This is a genomic window from Xanthomonas sp. LF07-6 (assembly GCF_034105445.1).
In the GTDB taxonomy this organism is placed as follows: domain Bacteria; phylum Pseudomonadota; class Gammaproteobacteria; order Xanthomonadales; family Xanthomonadaceae; genus Xanthomonas_A; species Xanthomonas_A sontii.
In genome coordinates, this window is the sequence record NZ_JAXGGI010000022.1 from 25,171 (window position 1) to 47,038 (window position 21,868).

The 21,868-nt window shown below is 71.2% G+C and carries 18 protein-coding genes and 1 tRNA gene; 10 read left to right on the top strand and 9 right to left on the bottom strand.

Annotated features, from left to right (window positions below; genetic code table 11):
• Positions 1-53: 53 nt before the first annotated feature.
• Both SLW56_RS20180 and SLW56_RS20185 read right to left on the bottom strand, forming a co-directional pair.
• Complete coding sequence (locus SLW56_RS20180) at positions 54-2,102, bottom strand: sensor histidine kinase (protein WP_152237308.1); 2,049 nt, start codon at positions 2,100-2,102, stop codon at positions 54-56.
• 506 nt (positions 2,103-2,608) lie between these two features.
• Positions 2,609-2,685 (bottom strand) — tRNA-Arg (locus SLW56_RS20185).
• Positions 2,686-2,942: 257 nt separating this feature from the next.
• On the opposite strand from SLW56_RS20185, the gene ubiA reads away from it, so the two are divergent.
• A complete protein-coding gene (gene ubiA / locus SLW56_RS20190) occupies positions 2,943-3,845 on the top strand; it encodes a 4-hydroxybenzoate octaprenyltransferase (protein WP_267097737.1) in 903 nt (300 codons plus the stop codon).
• Positions 3,846-3,955: 110 nt separating this feature from the next.
• On the opposite strand, the gene SLW56_RS20195 is transcribed toward ubiA, so the two are convergent.
• Positions 3,956-4,687, bottom strand: coding sequence for a ComF family protein (locus SLW56_RS20195; protein WP_320695380.1), 732 nt, complete (start codon positions 4,685-4,687; stop codon positions 3,956-3,958).
• A 49-nt stretch (positions 4,688-4,736) separates the two neighbouring features.
• On the opposite strand from SLW56_RS20195, the gene bioB reads away from it, so the two are divergent.
• The 6 genes from bioB to bioC all read left to right on the top strand — a co-directional run bounded on the left by bioB (position 4,737) and on the right by bioC (position 10,576).
• On the top strand, positions 4,737-5,780 hold the full coding sequence (gene bioB / locus SLW56_RS20200) for a biotin synthase BioB (RefSeq protein WP_267085568.1): 1,044 nt from the start codon (positions 4,737-4,739) through the stop codon (positions 5,778-5,780).
• Positions 5,781-5,881: 101 nt separating this feature from the next.
• Positions 5,882-7,087, top strand: a complete 1,206-nt coding sequence (bioF, locus tag SLW56_RS20205; RefSeq protein WP_320695381.1) for an 8-amino-7-oxononanoate synthase — start codon at positions 5,882-5,884, stop codon at positions 7,085-7,087.
• The gene (locus tag SLW56_RS20210; protein WP_017916790.1) at positions 7,084-7,437 is read left to right on the top strand and encodes a hypothetical protein; all 354 of its coding nucleotides are present in this window, start codon (positions 7,084-7,086) and stop codon (positions 7,435-7,437) included. The genes bioF and SLW56_RS20210 overlap by 4 nt, the downstream gene beginning before the upstream one ends.
• Positions 7,438-7,486: 49 nt before the next feature.
• On the top strand, positions 7,487-8,248 hold the full coding sequence (gene bioH / locus SLW56_RS20215; RefSeq protein WP_017916789.1) for a pimeloyl-ACP methyl ester esterase BioH: 762 nt from the start codon (positions 7,487-7,489) through the stop codon (positions 8,246-8,248).
• Between the two features lie 530 nt (positions 8,249-8,778).
• Positions 8,779-9,561, top strand: coding sequence for an SDR family oxidoreductase (locus SLW56_RS20220; protein WP_267093368.1), 783 nt, complete (start codon positions 8,779-8,781; stop codon positions 9,559-9,561).
• A gap of 124 nt (positions 9,562-9,685) precedes the next feature.
• Positions 9,686-10,576, top strand: coding sequence for a malonyl-ACP O-methyltransferase BioC (gene bioC, locus SLW56_RS20225; RefSeq protein WP_295928946.1), 891 nt, complete (start codon positions 9,686-9,688; stop codon positions 10,574-10,576).
• Here the strand turns inward: bioC and SLW56_RS20230 are convergent.
• Positions 10,544-12,058: a glycosyltransferase family 39 protein gene (locus SLW56_RS20230; protein ID WP_267097731.1), complete on the bottom strand. Its 1,515-nt coding sequence runs from the start codon at positions 12,056-12,058 to the stop codon at positions 10,544-10,546. The two genes, bioC and SLW56_RS20230, sit on opposite strands and share 33 nt — an antisense overlap.
• 116 nt (positions 12,059-12,174) lie before the next feature.
• Positions 12,175-12,603, bottom strand: a complete 429-nt coding sequence (locus SLW56_RS20235) for a ketosteroid isomerase-related protein (protein WP_267086883.1) — start codon at positions 12,601-12,603, stop codon at positions 12,175-12,177.
• Between the two features lie 350 nt (positions 12,604-12,953).
• Between SLW56_RS20235 and SLW56_RS20240 the strand changes: the two genes are divergently transcribed.
• A complete protein-coding gene (locus SLW56_RS20240) occupies positions 12,954-13,844 on the top strand; it encodes an N-acetylmuramoyl-L-alanine amidase (protein ID WP_043094302.1) in 891 nt (296 codons plus the stop codon).
• A gap of 452 nt (positions 13,845-14,296) precedes the next feature.
• Here the strand turns inward: SLW56_RS20240 and SLW56_RS20245 are convergent, their stop codons facing one another.
• Positions 14,297-14,911: a YdcF family protein gene (locus tag SLW56_RS20245; protein ID WP_017916239.1), complete on the bottom strand. Its 615-nt coding sequence runs from the start codon at positions 14,909-14,911 to the stop codon at positions 14,297-14,299.
• Positions 14,896-15,855 (bottom strand): pyridoxal-phosphate dependent enzyme, encoded by a 960-nt coding sequence (locus tag SLW56_RS20250; RefSeq protein ID WP_267097730.1) that lies wholly within the window; start codon positions 15,853-15,855, stop codon positions 14,896-14,898. The genes SLW56_RS20245 and SLW56_RS20250 overlap by 16 nt, the downstream gene beginning before the upstream one ends.
• A 164-nt stretch (positions 15,856-16,019) precedes the next feature.
• Between SLW56_RS20250 and SLW56_RS20255 the strand changes: the two genes are divergently transcribed.
• Both SLW56_RS20255 and mnmG read left to right on the top strand, forming a co-directional pair.
• Entirely contained in the window at positions 16,020-16,544 is a 525-nt protein-coding gene (locus SLW56_RS20255) for a hypothetical protein (RefSeq protein ID WP_320695382.1), read from the top strand.
• Positions 16,545-17,053: 509 nt separating this feature from the next.
• Complete coding sequence (mnmG, locus tag SLW56_RS20260) at positions 17,054-18,943, top strand: tRNA uridine-5-carboxymethylaminomethyl(34) synthesis enzyme MnmG (RefSeq protein ID WP_267085562.1); 1,890 nt, start codon at positions 17,054-17,056, stop codon at positions 18,941-18,943.
• A 347-nt stretch (positions 18,944-19,290) separates the two neighbouring features.
• Here mnmG and SLW56_RS20265 read toward each other — a convergent pair whose 3' ends face one another.
• Both SLW56_RS20265 and SLW56_RS20270 read right to left on the bottom strand, forming a co-directional pair.
• Entirely contained in the window at positions 19,291-20,250 is a 960-nt protein-coding gene (locus SLW56_RS20265; RefSeq protein ID WP_267085561.1) for an alpha/beta hydrolase, read from the bottom strand.
• A 269-nt stretch (positions 20,251-20,519) separates the two neighbouring features.
• The gene (locus SLW56_RS20270) at positions 20,520-21,377 is read right to left on the bottom strand and encodes a PA4780 family RIO1-like protein kinase (RefSeq protein WP_267085560.1); all 858 of its coding nucleotides are present in this window, start codon (positions 21,375-21,377) and stop codon (positions 20,520-20,522) included.
• Positions 21,378-21,868: the final 491 nt, after the last annotated feature.

A 21,868-nucleotide genomic window follows, 5' to 3' on the forward strand; every position in this document is an offset into this window, starting at 1 on the left:
GCGGCGGCGCGCGACGCCATGCCGTGCGCCGCATGTGCGGTGCGTGCGCATGCTCACCGCCCCTCCGCGGCGACGGCCTGGGGCAGGCGCAGGCTGAAGGTCGCGCCGCGGCCGTCGCTGTCCAGGGTCAATTCGCCGCCCAATCGCAGGGCGATGCGCTTGACCAGGTACAGCCCCAGCCCCGCGCCGGCAGTCCCGCCGCTGCCGCTGCCGCGCGCGAACTTGCGGAAGATCCCGGTGTGCTCGTGCTGCGGAATGCCGGGACCCTGATCGGCGACGCCGAGGATCAGGGTCTGCGCCTGCGCCGTGGCCGTCAGCCGTACCGGTTGTCCCGGCCCGGAGTACTTCAGGGCGTTGCCCAACAGATTGTCCAGGGCGATCCGCAGCAGGCCGCGGTCGCAATCCACCCGCAGCGGCGCCTGCGCCAGTTCGACCCGCACGCGCTCGCGTGACGGATCGAGCGCGTCCAGCACCTCGTCGATGAGCGCGGGCAACGCAAACACCTCGCGCTTGAGCGCGCCTTCGTCCGAGAGCACCTGTTCATCGTCGAGGAAACGTTCGATCAACTCGGACATGCGCTCCACCGATCGCTGGATCTTCTCGATGCGGCGGCGTCCTGCCGGCTGCAGCGCGGTCTCCGTGTCCTGCAGCATCTGGCCACTGGCATGGATGATCGACAAGGGCGTGCGGAACTCGTGCGACAGCAACGTCACGAATTCGCGCTGCTCCTCGCGCAGCCGCTGCTCGGCGACCAGTGCCTGCCGCAATTGCGTCTTGCTTTCGCGCAGGCGCTGCTCGGTGGCCTGGCGCTGCACGATTTCCTCGGCCAGTTCGCGGGTGCGTTCGCGCACCTTGTGCTCCAGCGATGCCTCGGACTGCTGCGAGAGTTCCAGCGCCAGGGCCAATGCGTCTTGGCGCTGCTTCTCCAGCGCGTAGAAGCGTTGCGCGAAACTGAAGGTCAGCAACAGCAGGTGCAGGGTCAGGCCCACCGCCAGCGGCGCGCCATTGCGCAGCCACGGCGTGTTCGGCAGCAGGCCAAGGTTGATCAGGAAGCCGCGGAAGAATGCGATGTACAGCACCAGGAACGCCACCAGGTACAGCTTGGCCATGGCCTGGCCGCGCCAGCTCAGGTAAGCCGCCACCAGCAGCAGCAACGGTACGCTGACCAGGCTCAGCCCCTGCACGAACGGCATCACCGTGCCGAACCTGCCAAGCAGGAATCCGCTGCAGGCGACGCCGATCACCAGCCACACGAAGGTTTCGTAGGCGCGCGACAGCCGCGGGAAATGCGTGTGCAAAGCCATCAACCGCACGCTGAAGGACACGGCGATGGCCACGCTGAGCGCCAGCACCACGCCGAGTACGGTGTCGCCGCCATCGTGCGTGTCCAGACGAAAGAACGGGCCGACCAGGCCCCGGGTCTTGTACACGCTGTAGCCGCTGGTGGCGATGTAGGCGACATACCAGCGCACCGGCCCCACACCGCTGCGTCGCCAGATGAAGGTGCCGGCCATGCACAGCGCGAGGATGAAGCCCAGGAAGATGCTGTCCTGGCTGGCGGACAAGGCCTCGTGGGCGAGCAGCGCCTGCGGCTCCCACAGCTTCAGCGCCACCGTCATCGCGTTGCGCTCGGTCAGGCGCAGGTAGACCTCCGGATAGCGTCCATCCGGCGCTTCCAACTGGAACACCGGCGTCCGCAGCAGGTAGGGGTACTCGCGCTGCGACACGTCCTCGCCGCGGCGCAGTTCGCGGAAGCCACCGCCAGGCTGCGGCACGTATAGGCGCACGGTATCGGCCAGCGGCGCGTCCACCTGCAACATCAGCACCCGAGGCAGGCGGGTCATGCGATCCAGGCGCAGGCGCAGCCAGACCGCATCAGGGATGTAGCCGAGACTGAACTCCGGCGACGCCGGCTGCAGGTCGCCGCGCGCCGCCACCGCGTGCACGTCGAGCGTGCCGGCACGGTCGCGCAGCATCTGTACGTGCCCGTCCAGGGCAATGGAGCGGCGGCCCTGCTCGGAGACCGACTGGATCCCGCCGCACCCGCCAAGCAACAGGACGATCAGGAGCAACAGGGGCGTGAGCGTCGAGCGGCGGCGCATGAAGAACCCGGCGTTGTATCCGAACGTGTGCGTATGCAGGTGGCGGGCGTCACTGAAAGCACTGCGAGCGGCATCCCCATGCCGGCCCTGTGGCGGACACTACCCTGGCCGCTTCGAAATTCTACACAGGGAGACATGTAATGTGAAATTCATCAACCTATGACGTTGCGCAACACCTCGTTCCGTGCGTTCCGGCGCACGTCCCGTCTCCGAACACGCACGCAGCCAGTACCACGCCTGGCGCCCTGCTCGGACACCGCGCAGACGGCTCCAGCAGAGCACGCCGCGTACCATGCTTCTGGGAGCGGATGGGACGCTGACCAAGCGCTGGGACAAGGTCGGGGTCGCGCGGGCATGACGCATCGGCGCCACAGCGCCCGGCAGCGAGCAACGCATGCGTTCGCACGGCCGCAGGGCGGCGGAAGCGAAAGAGTAAAGAGGAGCCAGCGCAGATGGCGGACAGGACGCGGGCGATGCCAGACAGGATCGGCATGCACGGCGGGGGATGGCGCGCCCGGAGGGATTCGAACCCCCGACCAATGGCTTCGGAAGCCACTACTCTATCCGGCTGAGCTACGGGCGCAACGGACGCGCATTCTAACGGCATTCGTGGTCCGCGTCTCCCCCATTCGCACGGCCCGGCGACCGCGCGCGCCGTGGGCATGCGGCCGCCGCCGTCCGCTCACCGGCACCTTGCGTCGACATGCGGCGCGGCGGCCACCTCGCCGTGGACGCCTGGCGCCCGTCCGCGTCCTGCGGCGCTCGGCCAACCAACGCAGGACACGGCGCATCCACCTCCGCGACGCGCCGCCGGCACCACGCGGCTGCTACCCTTACGCGATGGGTTACGAACGCTACGAAACGCCTGCCGCGCTGCCGCCGCGCGCGCGCCTGGGCCAGTATTGGAAACTGCTGCGCGGCGACCGGCCGATCGGCGTGCTGCTGCTGCTGTGGCCGACCTGGTGGGCGCTGTGGCTGGCCGCCGATGGGATACCGCCGCTGTGGACCTTGTTCGTGTTCACCGCCGGGGTGTGGCTGACCCGCTCGGCCGGCTGCGTGATCAACGACTACGCCGACCGCTGGCTGGACCCGCAGGTCGAGCGCACCCGCAGCCGGCCGCTGGCCACCGGCGCGGTCAGCGGCCGCGAAGCGCTGGCGGTGTTCGCGGTGCTGATGCTGGTGGCGTTCGCACTGGTGCTGACCATGAACGCGCTGACCATCGGCCTGAGCGTGGTCGGGCTGTTCCTGGCCGCCAGCTATCCCTACCTGAAGCGCTACACCTACCTGCCGCAGGTCTACCTGGGCATGGCTTTCGGCTGGGGCATTCCGATGGCCTTCGCCGCGGTGCGCGGCGAGGTGCCGGCGCTGGGCTGGCTGCTGTACGCGGTCAATATCCTGTGGGCCACCGCCTACGACACCTGGTATGCGATGGTCGACCGCGAGGACGACCTGCGCGCCGGCTCCAAGTCCACCGCCATCCTGTTCGGCGAACTCGACCTGGTCATCCAGGGCGTGCTGTACGCGCTGATGTTCGTCGCTCTCGCCTTCGTCGGGCATCGCGCGGACCTGGGCGTGTGGTACTGGGCCGGGCTGGGCGTGGCGGCGTTGCTGGTCGTCGTCGAATTCCGCATGGCCCGGCACCGCGACCGCGCCGCGTGCTTCCGCGCCTTCCTGCACAACAACTGGGTCGGCCTGGCCATCTTTGCCGGCATCGCCGCGGCGCTGGCGCTGCGCGCCGGCTGACACCGACGCGGTTCGGCAGCCCGCTTCGGCGGCGCGCAACAAAACCCTGGCCACAGGCCACGCGATAGGCACGGGTCCGCCATGCGGTGCAGGCACAGCCGGTGCAGCGCTCACGGCACCCGCGCCACCACCCACGCATCGACCCGTTCCACGCCGGCACGGCGCAGCGCCTTTGCCGCGGCGTGCAGGGTCGCGCCAGTGGTCATCACGTCATCGATCAGCGCCACATGTGCCGGCAATACTGCCGAATCCGGCACCGCGAACGCGCCGCGCAGATTGCGTCGGCGCGCGCGGGCATCCAGTTCGGATTGCGCCTCGGTCGCCCGCACCCGCTGCAGGTCCAGGCACAGCGGCAGCGCCAGCGCACGCGCCAGTGGCCGCGCCAGTTCCAGCGCCTGGTCGTAGCCGCGCTGGCGCAGCCGGGCCGGATGCAGCGGCACCGGCAGCAGCGCCTGCGGCCGCGGCAAGGCCGCGCAGCGTGTCTGCAGCAATGCGGCGAGCAGGCGCCCGGCCGCCAGATCCTGGTGGAACTTGAAGCGGCGCAACAGGCCATCGACCGGCGCGGCGTACACGTAGGCGCTGGCGACCCGTTCCAGCAACGGCGGCCGACGCTGGCACGCGCCGCAGACCTGCTCGGCATCCAGCGCCGGCAGCGGCAGTGCACAGCGGCAGCAGGCCGCCGCATTCCATGGCAGGCCACCGCGACAGGCGGCACACAGGTCCAGGCCTGGCACACCTGGCTCGCCGCACACCAGGCAGCGTTCCGGCAGCAGGCGGCGCTGCAGCCAGCGCCAGCCGCCGTCAACCAAACCAGCCTTCATGAAGTTGACAGGACTTTGCATGCTCACCAGACTGCCCGCTTTCCCAGCCGCTGACCGTCAGGAAACCCCCATGTCCGCTGTCGTCCGACACGACTGGCAACGCCAGGAATTGCTCGCCCTGTTCGACCTGCCGTTCCCGGAACTGCTGCACCGCGCCGGCGCCGTGCACCGCGAACACTTCGATCCGGCGCAGGTGCAGGTGTCCACGCTGCTGTCGGTGAAGACCGGCGGTTGCCCGGAAGACTGCGCGTACTGCCCGCAGGCGCAGCGCTACGCCACCGGCGTGGAGGCGCAGAAGCTGATGAGCACCGAGGCGGTGCTGGACAAGGCGCGCCAGGCCAAGGCGGCCGGCGCCTCGCGGTTCTGCATGGGCGCGGCCTGGCGCTCGCCCAAGGACCGCGACATCCCGAAGGTGGCGGAGATGATCCGCGAGGTGAAGGCGCTGGGCCTGGAGACCTGCGCCACCCTGGGGATGCTCGACGGCACCCAGGCGCAGGCGCTGAAGTCCGCCGGGCTGGACTACTACAACCACAATCTGGACACCGCGCCGGATTTCTACGACTCGATCATCCACACCCGCCAGTACCAGGACCGCCTGGACACCCTGACCCACGTGCGCGACGCCGGCCTGAAGACCTGCTGCGGCGGCATCGTCGGCATGGGCGAGTCGCGCGACCAGCGCGCCGGCCTGCTGCAGGCGCTGGCCAACCTGCCGGTGCATCCGGACTCGGTGCCGATCAACCGCCTGGTGCAGGTCGCCGGCACCCCGCTGCACGGCACGGTCGAGCTGGATCCGTTCGAGTTCGTGCGCACGATCGCCGTCGCCCGCATCGCGATGCCGCGGGCGATGGTGCGGCTGTCGGCCGGGCGCGAGAGCATGAGCGACGAACTGCAGGCGCTGTGCTTCTGCGCCGGCGCCAACTCGATCTTCTACGGTGAGAAACTGCTGACCACCGGCAACCCGGACACCGAGCGCGACCAGGCGCTGTTCGCGCGGCTGGGGCTGCGGCCGATGCAGGTGATGGTGGATGCCGACGCGCACGACCATCCCGGCACCGTGCACGCGGACATCACCGCCCAGCCCACACCGGCGATCGCCGCCGCGCTGGTCTGAGCCTGGGGCGTCCGTCCGCCGATCCGGCCGTCCATCGCCGGCGGCGCCCGGCCCGGCCGGGGACGCGCTACGCTAGCCCGCCAGATGCCCGTCCCGCGCCCATGGCCCGTCCCGACCTGCACGACCGCATCCAGTCCGCGCGCGCCTTGCGCGAAGCGCAGGGGCGCCTGCGCGTGCGCCGCAGCGTCGGCCGCCGCGACGGCGTGCGCCTGGAAGTGGACGGCCGCTGGCTGACCGGCTTCTGCAGCAATGACTATCTGGGCCTGGCGCAGCAGTTCGAAGTGGTCGCCGCCCTGCAGGACGCCGCCGCGCGCGAGGGCGCCGGCGCCACCGCCTCGCACCTGGTGTGCGGCCACCACGCGCTGCACGAGACGCTGGAACGCGAGATCGCCGACTGGCTCGGCTATCCGCAGGCGCTGCTGTTCGGCAGCGGCTTCATCGCCAACCTGGCGGTGCAGCAGGCGCTGCTGAGCGAGGAAGAGGACGTGTGCGTGCAGGACCGGCTCAACCACGCCAGCCTGCTCGACGCCAGCCGCCTGGCCGGCTGCCGCCTGCGTCGCTACCCGCACCTGGATGCCGAAGGCGCGATGCGCCAGCTCAAGCACGCCGCCGACGGCGCGGCGATGCTGGCCACCGATGGCGTGTTCAGCATGGACGGCGACGTCGCCCCGCTGCGCTCGCTGGCGCTGGTGGCGCGCACGCAACAGGCGCTGCTGTACGTGGACGACGCGCACGGCGTCGGCGTGGTCGGCCCGCAGGGGCGCGGCAGCGTCGCCGAGGCCGGGCTGGGTGTCGACGACGTTCCGCTGCAACTGGTGACCCTGGGCAAGGCACTGGGCGGCTACGGCGCCGCAGTGGTCGGCGATACCACGCTGATCCGGCATCTGGCCGAAACCGCGCGGCCGTATCTGTACACCACCGCGCTGCCGCCGGCGCAGGCCGCGGCCTCGCTGGCGGCGGTCAAGCTGGCGCGGCGCGACCAGTGGCGGCGCGAGCGGCTGGTCGAGCTGATCGCCCTGTTCCGCGGCGGCGCCCGCCGTCATGGCCTGGAGCTGATGGCCTCGGACACGCCGATCCAGCCGCTGCTGTGCGGCGAGGAGCGCACCGCACTGGCGTGGTCGGCGGCGCTGGAACAGGCCGGCTACCTGGTCTCGGCGATCCGCCCGCCGACCGTGCCGGAGGGCAAGTCGCGGCTGCGCGTGACCCTGTCGGCGCTGCACACGCCGGCGCAGGTGCAGGCGCTGCTGGATGCCCTGGCGCTGGCCCGCGATCGCGTGGCCGCGCACTCGCCCGGCGTGCCGGCGTGAGCGCGACCGGCCTCGCCGCGCGACGCGCGGTGTGGGACGCGCTGGCCGAGCTGTACCTGGACGATGCGGTCGACGCGCGGCATGCGCAGATCGCCGCGGTACTCGCCGCCTCGCCGTTCGCCACCGACACGCTGTGGCAGATGCTGCGCGAGGACGTGCATCCGCGGCTGGCGCCGAACCTGCTGACCACGGCTGGCGCCTGGCAGGGCATCGACGGCGACTGGCTGAGCGCGGCGATCCAGCAGCGCCGTGGTGCGCATCGCGTGTCCGCCTGGCGCACCCGCGACTATCCGCGCCGACAGTGGCGCCTGCTGCTGCCGCAGGTGCTGGCGCAGCGCGCGGCGCACTGACGCGGCAGCCGACGCTGCCTTTCCTGTTCCTTCGCAACGACGGACGACGATGCATATCGACACCCTGGGGCAGGGCCCCGATCTGGTCCTGCTGCACGGCTGGGCGTTGAACGGCGGCATCTTCGCGCCCTTGGTCGAGCGCCTGTCGGCGCAGTACCGCCTGCACTTGGTGGACCTGCCCGGGCACGGCCACAGCCGCGGCGACGACACGCCGCTGGCATTGCCGCACGTGGTCAGCGCGATCGCCGCGGCCACGCCGCCGGCCGTGTGGCTGGGCTGGTCGCTGGGCGGGCTGTTCGCGCTGCACGCCGCCGCCACGCAACCGCAGGTGCGCGGGCTGGCGATGCTCGCGGCGACGCCGCGCTTCGTACGCGGCAGCGACTGGCCGCACGCGGTGGAGCCGCAGGTGTTCGAACAGTTCGGCCGCGATCTGGCCGAAGACTATCGCGGCACCCTCGAGCGCTTCCTGGCGCTGGATACGCTCGGCTCGGCGCACGCGCGCGCCGAACTGCGCACGCTGCGCGAGGCGCTCGACGCCCGCGGCGCGCCCGACCCGCACGTGCTGCAGGACGGCCTGACCCTGCTGGAACGCACCGACCTGCGCCGCGCCCTGCCCGGCCTGCGCGTGCCCAGCCTGTGGATCGGCGGCCAGCGCGACCGCCTGGTCCCACCCGCAGGCATGGAGGCCGCCGCGGCGCTGGCGCCGAACGCGCGCGCGCTGATCGTCGCCGGTGGCGGCCACGCCCCGTTCCTCGGCCATGCCGATACGGTCGCCGAGGCGCTGCGTGGATTTATGGCGACGCTGGACTAGCGGCGTCGCGCCGCGCGTTCCACGGTGCTGTCGTAGCAGCGGCTTCAGCCGCGACACGCCCGTTGCGTCGGGTCGCGGCTGAAGCCGCTCTACAAGCGCTTGCGTCGAGCCCGCCGGGTGCACTGTGGGAGGGACTTCAGTCCCGACGCATTGCGCCATCGGAAAGCGCACACCGTCTCGCGCGTCGCACGCTGCATGACAGTTGACTCCCACAAGGCATCACGCGACCCGCACCGACGTCAGAAAGGCGCAAGCGGCTCCGCCGTGGGACTCAACTGTCGTGCCGCCGCGACAAGCGAAGCCGGAAGCCGACCGACACCCTCCGTCGTCGGGACTGAAGTCCCTCCCACAAGGATGCCGGCCACCCGTGTGGGAGCGACTTCAGTCGCGACGCAGGCAGCAAAACGCTGCGCAGCGAAGCCGCTCCTGCACCTGCCGTACGTGCCAGTGTCCTCAACGTCGCGGAGCGAGGCTGGCCGCCACTGCGCCGATGTCCGATCATCGCGGTTCCTTCGAACGAGAACGCAAGCATGGACCTTGGAATCGCCGGCAAATGGGCGCTGGTCTGCGCCGCGAGCAAGGGGCTGGGACTGGGCTGCGCGCAGGCGCTGGCCCGCGAAGGCGTGCATGTGGTGATCGTGGCGCGCGGCCAGGCCGCGCTGGAGGCGGCCGCGGCGCAGCTGCGCGCGCTCGATGGCGGTGGCGAGGTGGTCGCGGTGGCGGCGGACATCGCCACCGAGGCCGGCCGCGCCGCCGCATTGGCCGCCTGCCCGCAGGTCGACATCCTGATCAACAACGCAGGCGGACCGCCGCCCGGCGATTTCCGCGACTGGGAACGCGAGGACTGGCTGCGCGCGCTCGACGCCAACATGCTGGCACCGATCGCGTTGATCCGCGCCACCGTCGATGCGATGCAGGCGCGCGGCTTCGGCCGCATCGTCAACATCACCTCGGCCGCGGTGAAGGCGCCGATCGACAGCCTGGGGCTGTCCAACGGCGCGCGCGCCGGCCTCACCGGCTTCGTCGCCGGGCTGGCGCGGCGCACGGTGGCGCACAACGTGACCATCAACAACCTGCTGCCCGGGCAGTTCGACACCGACCGGCTGCGCGGCAACATCGCCCACGCCGCGCAGCGCGAGGGCATCGATCCCGCCGACCTGGCCGAACGCAAGCGCCGGCAGATTCCGGCCGGGCGCTTCGGCACCGCGGAAGAGTTCGGCGCGGCCTGCGCCTTCCTGTGCAGCGCGCAGGCCGGCTACCTGAGCGGGCAGAACCTGCTGCTGGATGGCGGCAGCTATCCGGGGACGTTCTGAGAAGCCGGGAGTGGGGATTGGGGAGTGGGGATTGGTAAGCCGAGATTGGCGACGCGTGCGCAGAACGCGGTGATGCAGGTGGCGCTGCTGGCCGCGGCACAACGCGGGCGGCGATAATGCGCGGATGGATCCTTCCGCGTTCGACTCCCAGCACATCCGCCGCGCCTTCGCGCGTGCCGCCGCCAGTTACGATGCCGCCGCGGCGCTGCAGCGCGAGGTGCAGGGGCGCTTGCTGGAATCGCTGGACTACCTCGGCGACCGCGTCCCGCAGGTGGTGCTGGACGTGGGCAGCGGTCCGGCGCATGCCGCCGCGGCGATGAAGAAGCGCTGGCCGCGCGCGCAGGTGATCGCGCTCGACCAGGCGCTGCCGATGCTGCAGCAGGCCAAGCGCCAGGCCGGCTGGTGGAAGCCGTTCGGCCGCGTCTGCGCCGATGCGCGCGCGCTGCCGCTGGCCGAGCACAGCGTCGATGTGATCTTCAGCAATCTGTGCCTGCAGTGGGTCGAGGACCTGCCGGCGGTGTTCGCCGGATTCCGCCGCGTGCTGCGCCCCGGCGGCCTGCTGCTGTGTTCCAGCTTCGGCCCGGACACCCTGATCGAACTGCGCGAGGCCTTCGCCCAGGCCGACCGGACCACGCCGCACGTGAGCCGCTTCGCGCCGATCGCGCAGTTCGGCGATGCGCTGATGCTGTCGGGCTTCCGCGATCCGGTGCTGGACCGCGACGTGTTCAACCTGACCTATCCGGACCTTGCCGCGCTGATGCGCGAACTGCGCGCGATCGGCGCCACCAACGCGCTGCAGGCGCGCCGCCACACCCTCACCGGCCGCGGCCGCTTCGCCGCTGCCGCGGCGGCCTACGAGCCGCTGCGCGGCGCCGACGGCACCCTGCCCAGCACCTGGGAAGTGATCTACGCGCACGCCTGGGCGCCGCCGCCGGGCGCGCCGATCCGCGAGGGCGGCGGCGAGATCGCCGCGGTGCCGCTGTCAGCGATCCCGATCCGCCGCCGCGGCGACTGAGCCGGGCAGCACCCGGAACAGCACCCGACCCTGGTAGGGCGTGCCCAACACCTGCGCCTGCGCCCCCTGCGCGGCGATGCGCGCGGCGACCTGCGGCCAGGCCTCCTGCTTGCACACCCACACCCGCCCGGCGCGCGGTTGCCGCAACACCGTGAGCAGATCGGCGTCGTATTCGGGACCGAAACGCGGCGCGTCGCGCACTGGGTCCAGGCGGATCTTGCGTACCTGCGCGCCCAGCTCCAGGCGCAGGCCGTAACGCGCCATGTCCTCGACGAACACCACTTCGCGCACCGGCGCATCGGCGCGCTGCGCGATCGCCTGCGCCCAGGCGCCGGCATCCTTGTGCGTGGGCAGCAGCGCCACGGCCAGTTCGAGCGCCAGCAGCAATCCGCACCAGCCCAGCAGCCACGGCCAGCGCCACGGCGCCCGGCCCTCCTGCGCGCGCTGCCACGCCGCCAGCAACGCCAGCGGCACGAACAGCGGCAGCACGTACAGCGGCAGCCGTGAGCGCGATAGGCACAACACCAGCAGCGGCAGCAGCAGCCACAGGGTCAGCAGCAGCGGCGCGGCCTGCTGCAGGCGCAACGCCGGATCGCGCCACCACTGCCGCAGCTGCCGCGGCAATTGCCAGGCCCAGCGCGCCAGCGCCGGCGTCCACGGCAGCGTGCCCAGGACCAGGATCGGCGCATACGCCACCGCCCAGCCGTACCACTGCGCGTTGCGCCCGAACGCATCGCTGGCCACGCGCTTGACCACCTCGTCGCCGACGAAGTACTGCAGCAATCCGGGATGGCCGTGGATCACCGCCAGGTACCAGGGCAGCGCCAGCACCACGAACAGGGCGATGCCGGAGAGCTGCAGCGCGCGCCGCGGCGGCCCCGGCGTCACCGCGTTGAACAGCAGCAGCGCCGGCAGCGGCAGCAGGCCAGGCGGACCCTTGGTCATGAACGCCAGGGCGAAGCCGGCCCACATCGCCGCGATCCAGCGCTTGCCCTGTCCGGGCGGATGCGCCCGCGCTTCGACGAAGGCCCACACCGCCAGGGTCTCGCAGGCGGCGAGCAGGAAGTCGGTGGAAATCCATTGCGCCGCGCCGAACGGGGCCAGCATGGTCGCGTACAGCAGCGCCGCCTGCGCCGGCAGCTCAGGGCGTTCGGGAAACAGCCGCGCGGCCAGGCGCCACACCAGCAGCACGCACAGCAGGTAGGACAGCGCCGACGGCAACCGCGCCGCCCAGGGCGACGGCCCGAACACGGCGACGCTGGCGGCGATCGCCCAGTAGGTCAACGGCGGCTTGGTCCAGTGCGCCACGTCCTCGCTGCGGCGGGGCGTGAGCCAGTCGCCGCTGTGCAGCATGTTCAGCGCGACATTGGAGTAGCGGCCCTCGTCGGCATCCCAGATGCCGCGGGCGCCCAGCAGGGCCAGCGCGAGGGTGCAGGCCAGCAGCGCCACCGCGACGGCCGGGGAACGAAGCAGCGCGCGCATCGGCAGTCCTCTCGGTCGACGCGGCGACCTTAGTCACCGCGCCTGTGGCCGCAGATGACGGCCGGCGGACAGTTGTGCGACAGCGCGAACGCGCCGGCCTCAGGCCGGCGCGTGGCTCAGGCGGAGACCTGCGCGATCCAGTCTTCCAGGTTGTAGTAGTTGCTCACCCGGGCGATCCTGCCGTCGCGGATGTCGAAGAACGCCCCGCCCGGCAGCACGTAGCGCTGGCCGCGCGCCTCCGGCAGGCCGGTGTCGGTGTGGTGGTATTCGCCATGCACCACGTACTCGGCGGCGGCACGGCCGCCGTCCTGCGCGGCCAGCACCACGATATCGTGCAACTGCTCGCGGTAGCTGGCGTTCATGCGCTGCAGGAAGGCGGCGAAGACCTCCTTGCCGGTCTCGCGCGCGCCCTGGTTGAGATCGTGGGCGACATCGTCGGTGAGCATGCCCAGCATGCCGTCCCAGTCGCCGCGGTTGAACGCGGCGTAATAGGCCTGCACCAGGGCGATGGCCTGGTCCTGCGCAGGAACTCCGTGGTTGCTCATGGCTGCCTCCCTCGGGCCGTGGAAAGGCCCATCATACGGCGCGGCACAGCCCTGCGGCGGGCAGCCACCGGCGGCGGCGATGGAGGCACTGGACCTTCTGCAGCCGCAAGCGCCAACGGGGTCGGACACAGCGCGCCAGGCCCGCGATCTTTCGCGACTCGGGACGGCACTGCCACGGGGGGGGCACCAAGGCTGCGCGCGCGCTGCGTGGGCGCGCTCCATCAGCCGCGCAGTGCGCGCCTGTTTTGGGCGCCGCCCCATGGGAGCGCCTCCGATGCGACGGCAAACTCGCTTGCACATCCCTCGCAGTCGACACACCCGGCGCTGCGCAACCAATCGGAGGAGTGTGCATGTCTCGCACTGTGGTCCTGTCGCTGTCGCTGTCGCTGCTGCTCGCTGGCTGCTCGTCTGTCCGCTCACCGCCCCAGACTCCAGCCACTGCGGCACCATCGCCCCCGACACTCCTGGACCGCGGCAGTTACGACGTATCGGTGCAAACGCCCTCCCTGGCGCAAAACGAACGCGTCCGTTTCATCGTCCTGCATTACACCGCGCTCAATGACGCCCGTTCACTGAAGGTGCTGTCAGGCCCGGATGTCAGCGCCCATTACCTGGTGCCGGCGCGCCCGGCGCTGGTGGATGGAAAGCCGGTCGTCCTGCAACTGGTGGCCGAACAGAAACGGGCGTGGCACGCTGGCGTGAGCGCCTGGAATGGCCGCAGCAATCTGAACGATACGTCCATCGGTGTGGAGATCGTCAATCTCGGCTTTGCACAGGGCAAGGCCGGCAATCGGCAGTGGTACGCCTTCGCGCCGGAGCAAGTCGCCGCGCTGGTGCCGCTGCTCAACGACCTCATCACCCGCTATGGCATCGCACCGCAGAACGTGCTCGGCCACAGCGACGTGGCGCCCCTGCGCAAGTACGATCCAGGTCCGCTGTTCCCCTGGGAAATGCTCGCCCGGCACGGCATCGGCGCATGGCCGGACCAGGCGAACGTGCGCCGCTACCTGGCCGGGCGCGATCCCAATGCGCCCGGCGATGTACTCGCGCTGCAGCGGGCGCTCAAGCGTTATGGGTACAACGAGGTGAGTGTCGACGGGCGTTGGAGCGGAAAACTGCAACGCATCGTCGCCGCGTTCCAGATGCACTTCAGGCCACGCAAGACCAGCGGCATCATCGACGCTGAAACCGAGAGCATCGCCAACGCCCTGGTCGTCCAGTACGTCGACCCGGCATGGTGAGCGAGCTGGCTCGCATCCGCGGGTCGGCGCGCGCAACGCCAAGACATGCAGGAACCGCGCGCGTGCGACGACCGCGATCCAACGAAGCGCCTGCACGCCGATGACCGTCAGGTCGTGACGAAAGCGCTGTTGTAGCGTCGTCGCCTGCAGCGGCCTCGACCCGGCATCGCCGCTGGTTCGACGGATTCACCCTCGATCTCCGCCGGGATCCCTGCTCGTCCGCCGAGACGCACAGCGGCCCTGCTCCGCGATGTGCGCCCTTGCACGGCCGTGATCGCGCCCGGCCAGATGCAGGCCATGGCGCGGCTGCATGACGTGCGCGGCCCGCATGGGCCGCGCGCCGGCCTCGCCATCACCTCGTGTACGCGACCGTTGCGGTGGCGATTGATCCGGGTGCGCTCGGCAGCGGCCGGCGCCAGGGAATGCGCCGTTGCGTACCGCACCCCGCAGGTTCAGGCGCCGGGGACCACCAGGTCGCGATGGAAGAAGTACAGCTCCTGCAGCAGGAAGCGCCAGCGGGTCTGGAAGCTGCGGAAACGGCTGCTCGGGGTCGACGACGCCAGGGCGTCGATCTGCAGTTCCTGGCACAGCCGCAGCGCCCGTGCCATGTGCAGCGGATCGCTGACCACGATCACCCGGTGCAGGCCGTGTTCGCGCATCAGCCGCCGCGCCTCGATCAGGTTCTGCCGGGTGGTGCGCGACACCGTCTCGATCAGGATCGCGTCGGCCGGCACGTCGTGGCGCAGCGCGTAGCGCCGGGCCACCTGCGACTCGGCGAAGCGCGCGCCGTTGCCGAAGCCGCCGGTGAAGATCAGGGTCGGCGCGTAGCCGCGCTGGTACAGGTCCAGGCCGTGGCGGATGCGCTCCTCGAACACCGGCGACGGCTTGGCGTCGTAGGCCGCGGCGCCGAGCACGATGATCGCGTCGGCCGGCGCCGCCTGGTCGCGGTCGCCGACCCAGACGATGTAGATCGCCACGCCCAGCAGCCACAGCCCCAGCAGCGCCGCCAGGCGCACCAGCCAGCGCAGCCAGCGGAAGCCGCCCCGCGCGCTCATGCCGCGCCCCATGGCAAGGCGTCCAGGTCGACGTTGCCGCCGGACAGGATCACCCCGACCCGGCGCCCGGCGAAACGCGCCGGCTGTGCCAGCACCGCCGCCAGGGCGATCGCCGAGGACGGCTCCACCACCTGCTTGAGCACCTGCCACAGCAGCCGCATCGCCGCCACGGTCGCCGCGTCCTCCACCACCAGCACCTCGGCGTGGCCGTGCAGCAGGGCGAAGTTGGGTTCGCCGAGGGTGCCGCGCAGGCCGTCGCAGAGCGTGTCCGGGACCATGTCCAGGCGGCGCTCGCCGGCCGCCAGCGAGCGCGCGGTGTCGGCGGCGCCGGCCGGCTCGGCCAGCAGCAACTGCGCCTGCGGCGCCCGCGCCGACAGCGCCAGGCGGCTGCCCGCGGCCAGGCCGCCGCCACCGACCGGCACCACCAGCAGGTCCAGCCCGCCGCTGGCGTCCAACAGTTCCAGCGCCGCGGTGCCCTGCCCGGCGATCACCGCCGGATCGGCATAGGGATGCACCAGGGTCGCGCCGGTATCGCGCTGCACCTGGGCGCACAGCGCCTCGCGCGCGGCGATGCTCGGCGCGCAACGCCACAGCGTGGCGCCGTGGCGGGCGATGTTGGCGAGCTTGACGGCGACCGCCCCCTCCGGCACCACCACATGGCAGCCGATGCCGCGGGTGCGCGCGGCCAGGGCCAGCGCCGCGCCATGGTTGCCGGAGGAATGGGTGACCACCCCGCAGGCCGCCTGCGCCGGGTCCAGCGCCCACACCGCGTTGCAGGCACCGCGGAACTTGAACGCGCCACCGCGCTGCAGGTGTTCGGCCTTGAAGTACAGCTGCGCGCCGGTGGCGGCATCCAGCGCCCGCGAACGCAGCACCGGGGTTGGCCGCGCGTGCGCGGCAATGCGTGCGGCGGCCGCCAGGACGTCGCCGAACTCGGGCAGAAAACGTGAGACCATGCGCGAAAGGGTAGCGTATCGTCGCCAACGTGCAGCGCCCGCGACCCGCGCCGGTTCGCCGTCGTTGCGCGCAACTTAAGCGTTCAAGTGCAGCCGATGAAGTTAAGGGGGGATTCAATGCCACGGACCGAACCTGTCAGCCAGCCTGCTGGAGGGCAAACGCCATGAAACTGCGCCTGATCTGCGCCGCTGGACTGCTGGCCGCACTGGGCGGCTGCGCCACCTACGATTACGCCGGAGGCGGCGAGGGTGGCTACTACCGTGGCGCCCCGTCGGTCGAATACCGCTACCCGGCCGGCTACTCCGAGTACTACTCGCCCTACGGCGCGGTGCCCTACTACGGCTACGGCCCGTCCTATTACGGCTACTACGGGTACGGCGTGCCGTATTACTACTACCGTGGCTACGATGGCCCGCGCCACCGCCCGCCACCGCGTCCGCGGCCGGACGACGGCGGCTCGCCGCCGCCGCCGCCGCCGCCGCCCAGCGTGGGGGGTCGGGTACCGACGCCTTGGCGCGACATGGACCGCCTGCGCCGTCCGGACGCGCTCAATTCGGCACCGCGGCCGCAATCGATGCAGCCGGCCCGGCCGGCGATGCAGCGGCCCGAGGGCATGCAGCGCCCGCCGGCGCCGCGCCCCGGCAATATGGGTCGCAGCAATGGGACACGTCGCACACTCGAACCCTAAGAAAGGGCTTGCGTTCGCCTGTCCCAGCACGCACTCTACGTCCTACGGGGTGACCGCCTGCGTCGCTTTATGACCCGAAGGGGTCGACCCCACCGTCTATGTCGATGTCCGACAGGGAAATCTGGATCCCCCCTGTTCCGGCCCTGTCGGGCGTCGGCGCCTCACAACGAAAAGCCCCGGTCCGCCGGGGCTTTTCGCGTTGGGGCCTTGCCATTGCTGGCGTGGCGCCGGCGACCGGCGAAAAACGGGCATAAAAAAGGGCCGGTAGTCCCCCGACTACCGGCCCCCAGCTCCCCCAACGTGCGCGTGACTGGCCCCTGTTCCAATTCCAGTCATACGCCCCTGACGCATTGCCACGTTGGGTGCAGTGGGAATATCTGCAGATTGCGTGCCAACTTGAGGCCCGGATCCGCAATTTGTGATGCAACCGCTAAAATTCCTGTTCACACCCTGGGCGACGTCCCGTGTCGCCCCCTGCCGCCGGCCCCGCGCCGGCCGACGAGACCCCGATGAGCGATTCCTTCTACCGCCATGACGTGATCGTGATCGGCGGCGGCCATGCCGGCACCGAGGCGGCGCTGGCGTCCGCGCGTGCCGGCGCGCGCACCCTGCTGCTGACCCACAACGTGGAGACGGTGGGGGCGATGAGCTGCAACCCGGCGATCGGTGGCATCGGCAAGGGCCACCTGGTCAAGGAGATCGACGCGCTGGGCGGGGCGATGGCCCACGCCGCGGATCTGGCCGGCATCCAGTGGCGGACCCTCAATGCCTCCAAGGGCCCGGCGGTGCGCGCGACCCGCTGCCAGGCCGACCGCAGCCTGTACCGCAGCGCGATCCGGCGCCTGGTCGAGGCGCAGCCGAACCTGACCGTGTTCCAGGCCGCGGTGGACGACCTGGTGATGGACGGCGAGCGCGTGCGCGGCGTGCTGACCCAGACCGGGCTGCGCTTCGAGGCCGCGGCGGTGGTGCTGACCGCCGGCACCTTCCTGGCCGGCAAGATCCACATCGGCCAGACCCAGTACGCCGGCGGCCGCGCCGGCGATCCGCCGGCCACCGCGCTGGCGCAGGCGCTGCGCGACGGCCGCTTCGGCGTGGACCGGCTCAAGACCGGCACCCCGCCGCGCATCGACGGGCGCAGCCTGGACTATGCGGCGATGGAGGAACAGCCCGGCGACGATCCGCTGCCGGTGATGTCGTTCCTGGGCGAGGTGGCGCAGCATCCGCGCCAGGTCTCGTGCTGGATCACCCACACCACCGAGCGCACCCACGCCATCATCCGCGGCGCGCTGGACCGCTCGCCGCTGTACACCGGCCAGATCGAGGGCATCGGCCCGCGCTACTGCCCCTCGATCGAGGACAAGGTGGTGCGCTTCGCCGAGAAGGCCAGCCACCAGATCTTCGTCGAGCCGGAAGGCCTGGACGTGGTCGAGATCTACCCCAACGGCATCTCCACCTCGCTGCCGTTCGACGTGCAGCTGGAGCTGGTGCGCTCGATCCGCGGCTTCGAGCGCGCGCACATCACCCGCCCCGGCTACGCCATCGAGTACGACTTCTTCGACCCGCGCGGGCTCAAGGCCTCGCTGGAGACCAAGGCCATGCCCGGGCTGTTCTTCGCCGGCCAGATCAACGGCACCACCGGCTACGAGGAAGCCGCCGCGCAGGGCCTGATCGCCGGCCTCAACGCCGCGCGTCAGGTGCGCGGCCTGGAACCGTGGTCGCCGCGCCGCGACCAGGCCTACATCGGCGTGCTGATCGACGACCTGATCACCCACGGCACCAGCGAGCCGTACCGGATGTTCACCAGCCGCGCCGAATACCGGCTGCAACTGCGCGAGGACAACGCCGACGCGCGCCTGACCGGCATCGGCCACGAGTTGGGCATCGTCGACGAAACGCGCTGGGCGCGCTTTCAGGCCAAGCAGGAGGCGGTGGCGCGCGAGAACGAGCGCCTGCGTGCGCTGTGGGCGACGCCGGGCAACGCGCTGGGCCGCGAGGTCGCGGCGACGCTGGGCGTGGCGGTGAGCCGCGAGACCACCGTGCTGGACCTGATCAAGCGCCCGGAGCTGGACTACGCCGCACTGATGCGGGTGCCGTCGCTGGGCCCGGGCGTAGCCGACGCGCAGGTGGCCGAACAGGTGGAGATCGGCATCAAGTACGCCGGCTACCTGGACCGCCAGCGCGACGAGATCGCCCGCCAGCAGCGCCACGAGGACACCCCGATCCCGGCCGCGTTCGACTACGCGCAGGTGCGCGGCCTGTCGGCCGAAGTGCAGCAGAAGCTCGAGCGCGTGCGCCCGCAGACCGTGGGCCAGGCGCAGCGCATCCCCGGCATGACCCCGGCGGCGATCTCGCTGCTGCTGGTGCACCTGGAGCGGGCGCGGCGCAGCCGGGTGGCGTGATCGGTCGCGAACGCGCATCGCGCGCAGCACCCCCACGCAGGAGCGGCTTCAGCCGCGACCTGGGCGTGTCGGCAATGCCCCGTCGCGGCTGAAGCCGCTCCTTTGTTTTTCCCTTCTCCCCTCCGGAGAAGGTGCCCCGAAGGGGCGGATGAGGGTACGGATGGTGCACTAAGGTCCGGAGGCGGCGCTGCGCTCCCGGACCCTCACCCCAACCCCTCTCCCGGGGGGAGAGGGGCTTTGACTACGGAAGCCGACGCATCCGCGCGACTGGCACATGGTTCCAGACGAAGCAGCGCGTGCCAGCGCCGGTGGCGATTGCCGGGAGGGGGTACCCACTGCGGTTGCACTCACTCCTGCGTGGCCACCGGCAGCAGCCGCTGGCGCAGCAGCAGCGCGGCCAGGTCCAGGGTTTCGCCGGCCACGCGCATCACCCTGCCCATGTTGATGAAGCCGTGGATCATGCCGGGGTGGACGCGCACCAGGGTTTCCACACCCGCCTCGCGCAGGCGCTGCGCGTAGTGCAGGCCTTCGTCGTGCAGCGCGTCGCGGTCGGCGAGCACCACCAGCGCCGGGGCGACGCCGGCCACGTCCGGCGCCACCACCGGGGAGATGCGCCAGTCCGATGCCAGCGACGGGTCCGGCAGCAGCTGGCGGTCGAAGTAGCGCATCGCCGCTTCGGTCAGCGGCGGGATGCCGGCGTTGTGCACGCGCGAGGGAAAGGGATTGTCCGGGCGTACGTCGGTCAGCGGATAGATCAAGATCTGGCAGCGCAGGGCGATGCCGGCATCGCGTGCGGCCAGTGCGGCGCTCGCCGCCAGGGCGCCGCCCATGCTGTCGCCGGCGATGGCCAGGCGCTGCGGATCGGCGCCGACCTCGGCCGGGTGTGCGGCCAGCCAGTGCACCACCGCGATCACGTCCTCGATGCCAGCCGGCGCAGGATGTTCGGGCGCCAGCCGGTAGTCCACCGCCAGCACCTGGCAGCCGGCGCGTGCGGCCAGTTGCCGGCACACGTCGTCGTGCGAATCGAGGTCGCCGACCACGCCACCGCCACCGTGCGCGTAGAGGCAGGTCGGCGCCGGGCTAGCGTCGAGGCCGTGCGGGCGGTACAGGCGCAGCGGAATCGGCGCGGCCGGACCCGGCGCCTGCAGGTCGCGGACCTCGGCCATCTCCACGCGTGGGAAACCGAATTGCGCGGCGACGCCGCGCATCATCGCCCGCGCCTGGGGCAAGGGCAGTTCCTCCATCGGCGGCTGCCCGGACTGCTGGGCCTGGGCGAAGAAACGCACGACGTCTGGATCGAAATACATGGGTGGCCCTCCCGGGGCGGCTGCGCAAGCGGCGTCGGGCGGATTGTTATTCTCGATAACCATTTCCGCAAATAAGCGAACCGGAACGCCGATGCGCGGTAGCCGACGGGTCAGCGGCAGGCGGCCGATCGTCATGGCGCGGATGCGCGTGCAATCCAGGCGCGGCGAGGCATTGCGCAGCTTGGAGCACGCGCTGGCGACGGGCGCGCACGCGGTGCCGCCACATTGCGGCGCAGCATGGACTTGCGCGCCGCGTGCCGGAACGCGGCTCAGTCGTCCTGCGCGGCGGCTTCGCGGCCCTGCTGGCGGATGATGGCTTCCTGCCGCGCGTCCTCGATCGAGGCGCGCACCGCGCGCACGTCGGCGCGACGGGTGTCGAAGGTGAAGCGGCCGGTGAGCACGCTGTCCGGGCGCAACGTGCCCTTCTCGTACAGCGCCCACATCTCCTCGCCGTAGTGGGTGGCGTTGAGCTCGGGCGCGAAGCGGCCCAGGCAGTCGCGCAGGTTGTGCACGTCGCGCAGCAGCATGCTGCGGGCGGCGTTGTTGCCGGCGGCGCTGACCACCTGCGGGAAGTCGATCACCACCGGGCCGTCGGCGGCGACCAGCACGTTGTATTCGGACAGGTCGCCATGGACCAGGCCCAGGCACAGCATCTTCACCACGTCGCCGACCAGCTGCGTGTGGAAGGCGCGCGCCTGCTCCGGTTCCAGTTCCACCTCGCCCAGGCGTGGCGCGCTCTGCCCGTCGGCATCGGTGACCAGGTCCATCAGCAGCACGCCGTGGAAGTAGCCGCGCGGCTGCGGCACGTGCACGCCGGCGTCCATCAGCTGGTACAGGGTGTTGGCCTCGGTGTCCTTCCACGCGGCTTCCTGCTCGCGGCGGCCGAACTTGCTGGCCTTGCCGATCGCCCGCGCCTGGCGGCTGCCGCGCACCTTGCGCCCTTCCTGGTACTGCACGCGGGCCTGGAAGCTGCGCTGCGCCATGTCCTTGTAGACCTTGGCGCAGAGCACGTCGTCGCCGGCCTGGACTACGTAGACCGCAGCCTCCTTGCCGCTCTTGAGCGGGCGCAGCACGCCGTCGATGACGCCATCGTCGATCAGCGGCTGCAGGCTCGGGGGGATCTTCATCGGGTGCGGCGTACCTGGAGTGAGTCGCCGCGATTATGGCCCAAGGCTGGCGTGGTGCCCGGCGTGCCGGTGCGGCATCGACGGTGTCGCCAACGCGCCAAAGATACGTACGGAGCGGCTTGCGGCCTGTGCGACGAACGATTGGGCGGCGCGGCGGCGCCCGGCATTTGTCTACGACGGCCGCCGAGGTGTACCGCCGCGTTCAGCTATCGAGACGGTGGCACAGGGCTGTCGTGTTGCGTGCGGCGCGGGCACGCGCGAGGCGTTGCCTGGTTGGATGGCTGGATAGGCGTTCGACTGCCGTCGCGTCGGGACTGAAGTCCCTCCCACAGGAAGCGCCTCCCGCACTGGGAAACAGGGCGTCGCATGCTTGCGCACGGTCAGGTTCCGTCATGAAGACGGCAGTACGGCGGCTGCCGTTTTGGTTGCCACGGGGATGTCGCATAGGGCCTCGCCTTGGTCGACGGTTGGACGGCGTCCAACTGTCCTGC

Excerpts from the sequence above, each read along its gene's own strand:
- SLW56_RS20180 (WP_152237308.1), bottom strand. The coding sequence starts at position 2,102 with ATGCGCCGCCGCTCGACGCTCACGCCCCTGTTGCTCCTGATCGTCCTG.
- ubiA (WP_267097737.1), top strand. The coding sequence starts at position 2,943 with ATGGGTTACGAACGCTACGAAACGCCTGCCGCGCTGCCGCCGCGCGCG.
- SLW56_RS20195 (WP_320695380.1), bottom strand. The coding sequence starts at position 4,687 with ATGCAAAGTCCTGTCAACTTCATGAAGGCTGGTTTGGTTGACGGCGGC.
- bioB (WP_267085568.1), top strand. The coding sequence starts at position 4,737 with ATGTCCGCTGTCGTCCGACACGACTGGCAACGCCAGGAATTGCTCGCC.
- bioF (WP_320695381.1), top strand. The coding sequence starts at position 5,882 with ATGGCCCGTCCCGACCTGCACGACCGCATCCAGTCCGCGCGCGCCTTG.
- bioH (WP_017916789.1), top strand. The coding sequence starts at position 7,487 with ATGCATATCGACACCCTGGGGCAGGGCCCCGATCTGGTCCTGCTGCAC.
- SLW56_RS20220 (WP_267093368.1), top strand. The coding sequence starts at position 8,779 with ATGGACCTTGGAATCGCCGGCAAATGGGCGCTGGTCTGCGCCGCGAGC.
- bioC (WP_295928946.1), top strand. The coding sequence starts at position 9,686 with ATGGATCCTTCCGCGTTCGACTCCCAGCACATCCGCCGCGCCTTCGCG.
- SLW56_RS20230 (WP_267097731.1), bottom strand. The coding sequence starts at position 12,058 with ATGCGCGCGCTGCTTCGTTCCCCGGCCGTCGCGGTGGCGCTGCTGGCC.
- SLW56_RS20235 (WP_267086883.1), bottom strand. The coding sequence starts at position 12,603 with ATGAGCAACCACGGAGTTCCTGCGCAGGACCAGGCCATCGCCCTGGTG.
- SLW56_RS20240 (WP_043094302.1), top strand. The coding sequence starts at position 12,954 with ATGTCTCGCACTGTGGTCCTGTCGCTGTCGCTGTCGCTGCTGCTCGCT.
- SLW56_RS20245 (WP_017916239.1), bottom strand. The coding sequence starts at position 14,911 with ATGGGGCGCGGCATGAGCGCGCGGGGCGGCTTCCGCTGGCTGCGCTGG.
- SLW56_RS20250 (WP_267097730.1), bottom strand. The coding sequence starts at position 15,855 with ATGGTCTCACGTTTTCTGCCCGAGTTCGGCGACGTCCTGGCGGCCGCC.
- SLW56_RS20255 (WP_320695382.1), top strand. The coding sequence starts at position 16,020 with ATGAAACTGCGCCTGATCTGCGCCGCTGGACTGCTGGCCGCACTGGGC.
- mnmG (WP_267085562.1), top strand. The coding sequence starts at position 17,054 with ATGAGCGATTCCTTCTACCGCCATGACGTGATCGTGATCGGCGGCGGC.
- SLW56_RS20265 (WP_267085561.1), bottom strand. The coding sequence starts at position 20,250 with ATGTATTTCGATCCAGACGTCGTGCGTTTCTTCGCCCAGGCCCAGCAG.
- SLW56_RS20270 (WP_267085560.1), bottom strand. The coding sequence starts at position 21,377 with ATGAAGATCCCCCCGAGCCTGCAGCCGCTGATCGACGATGGCGTCATC.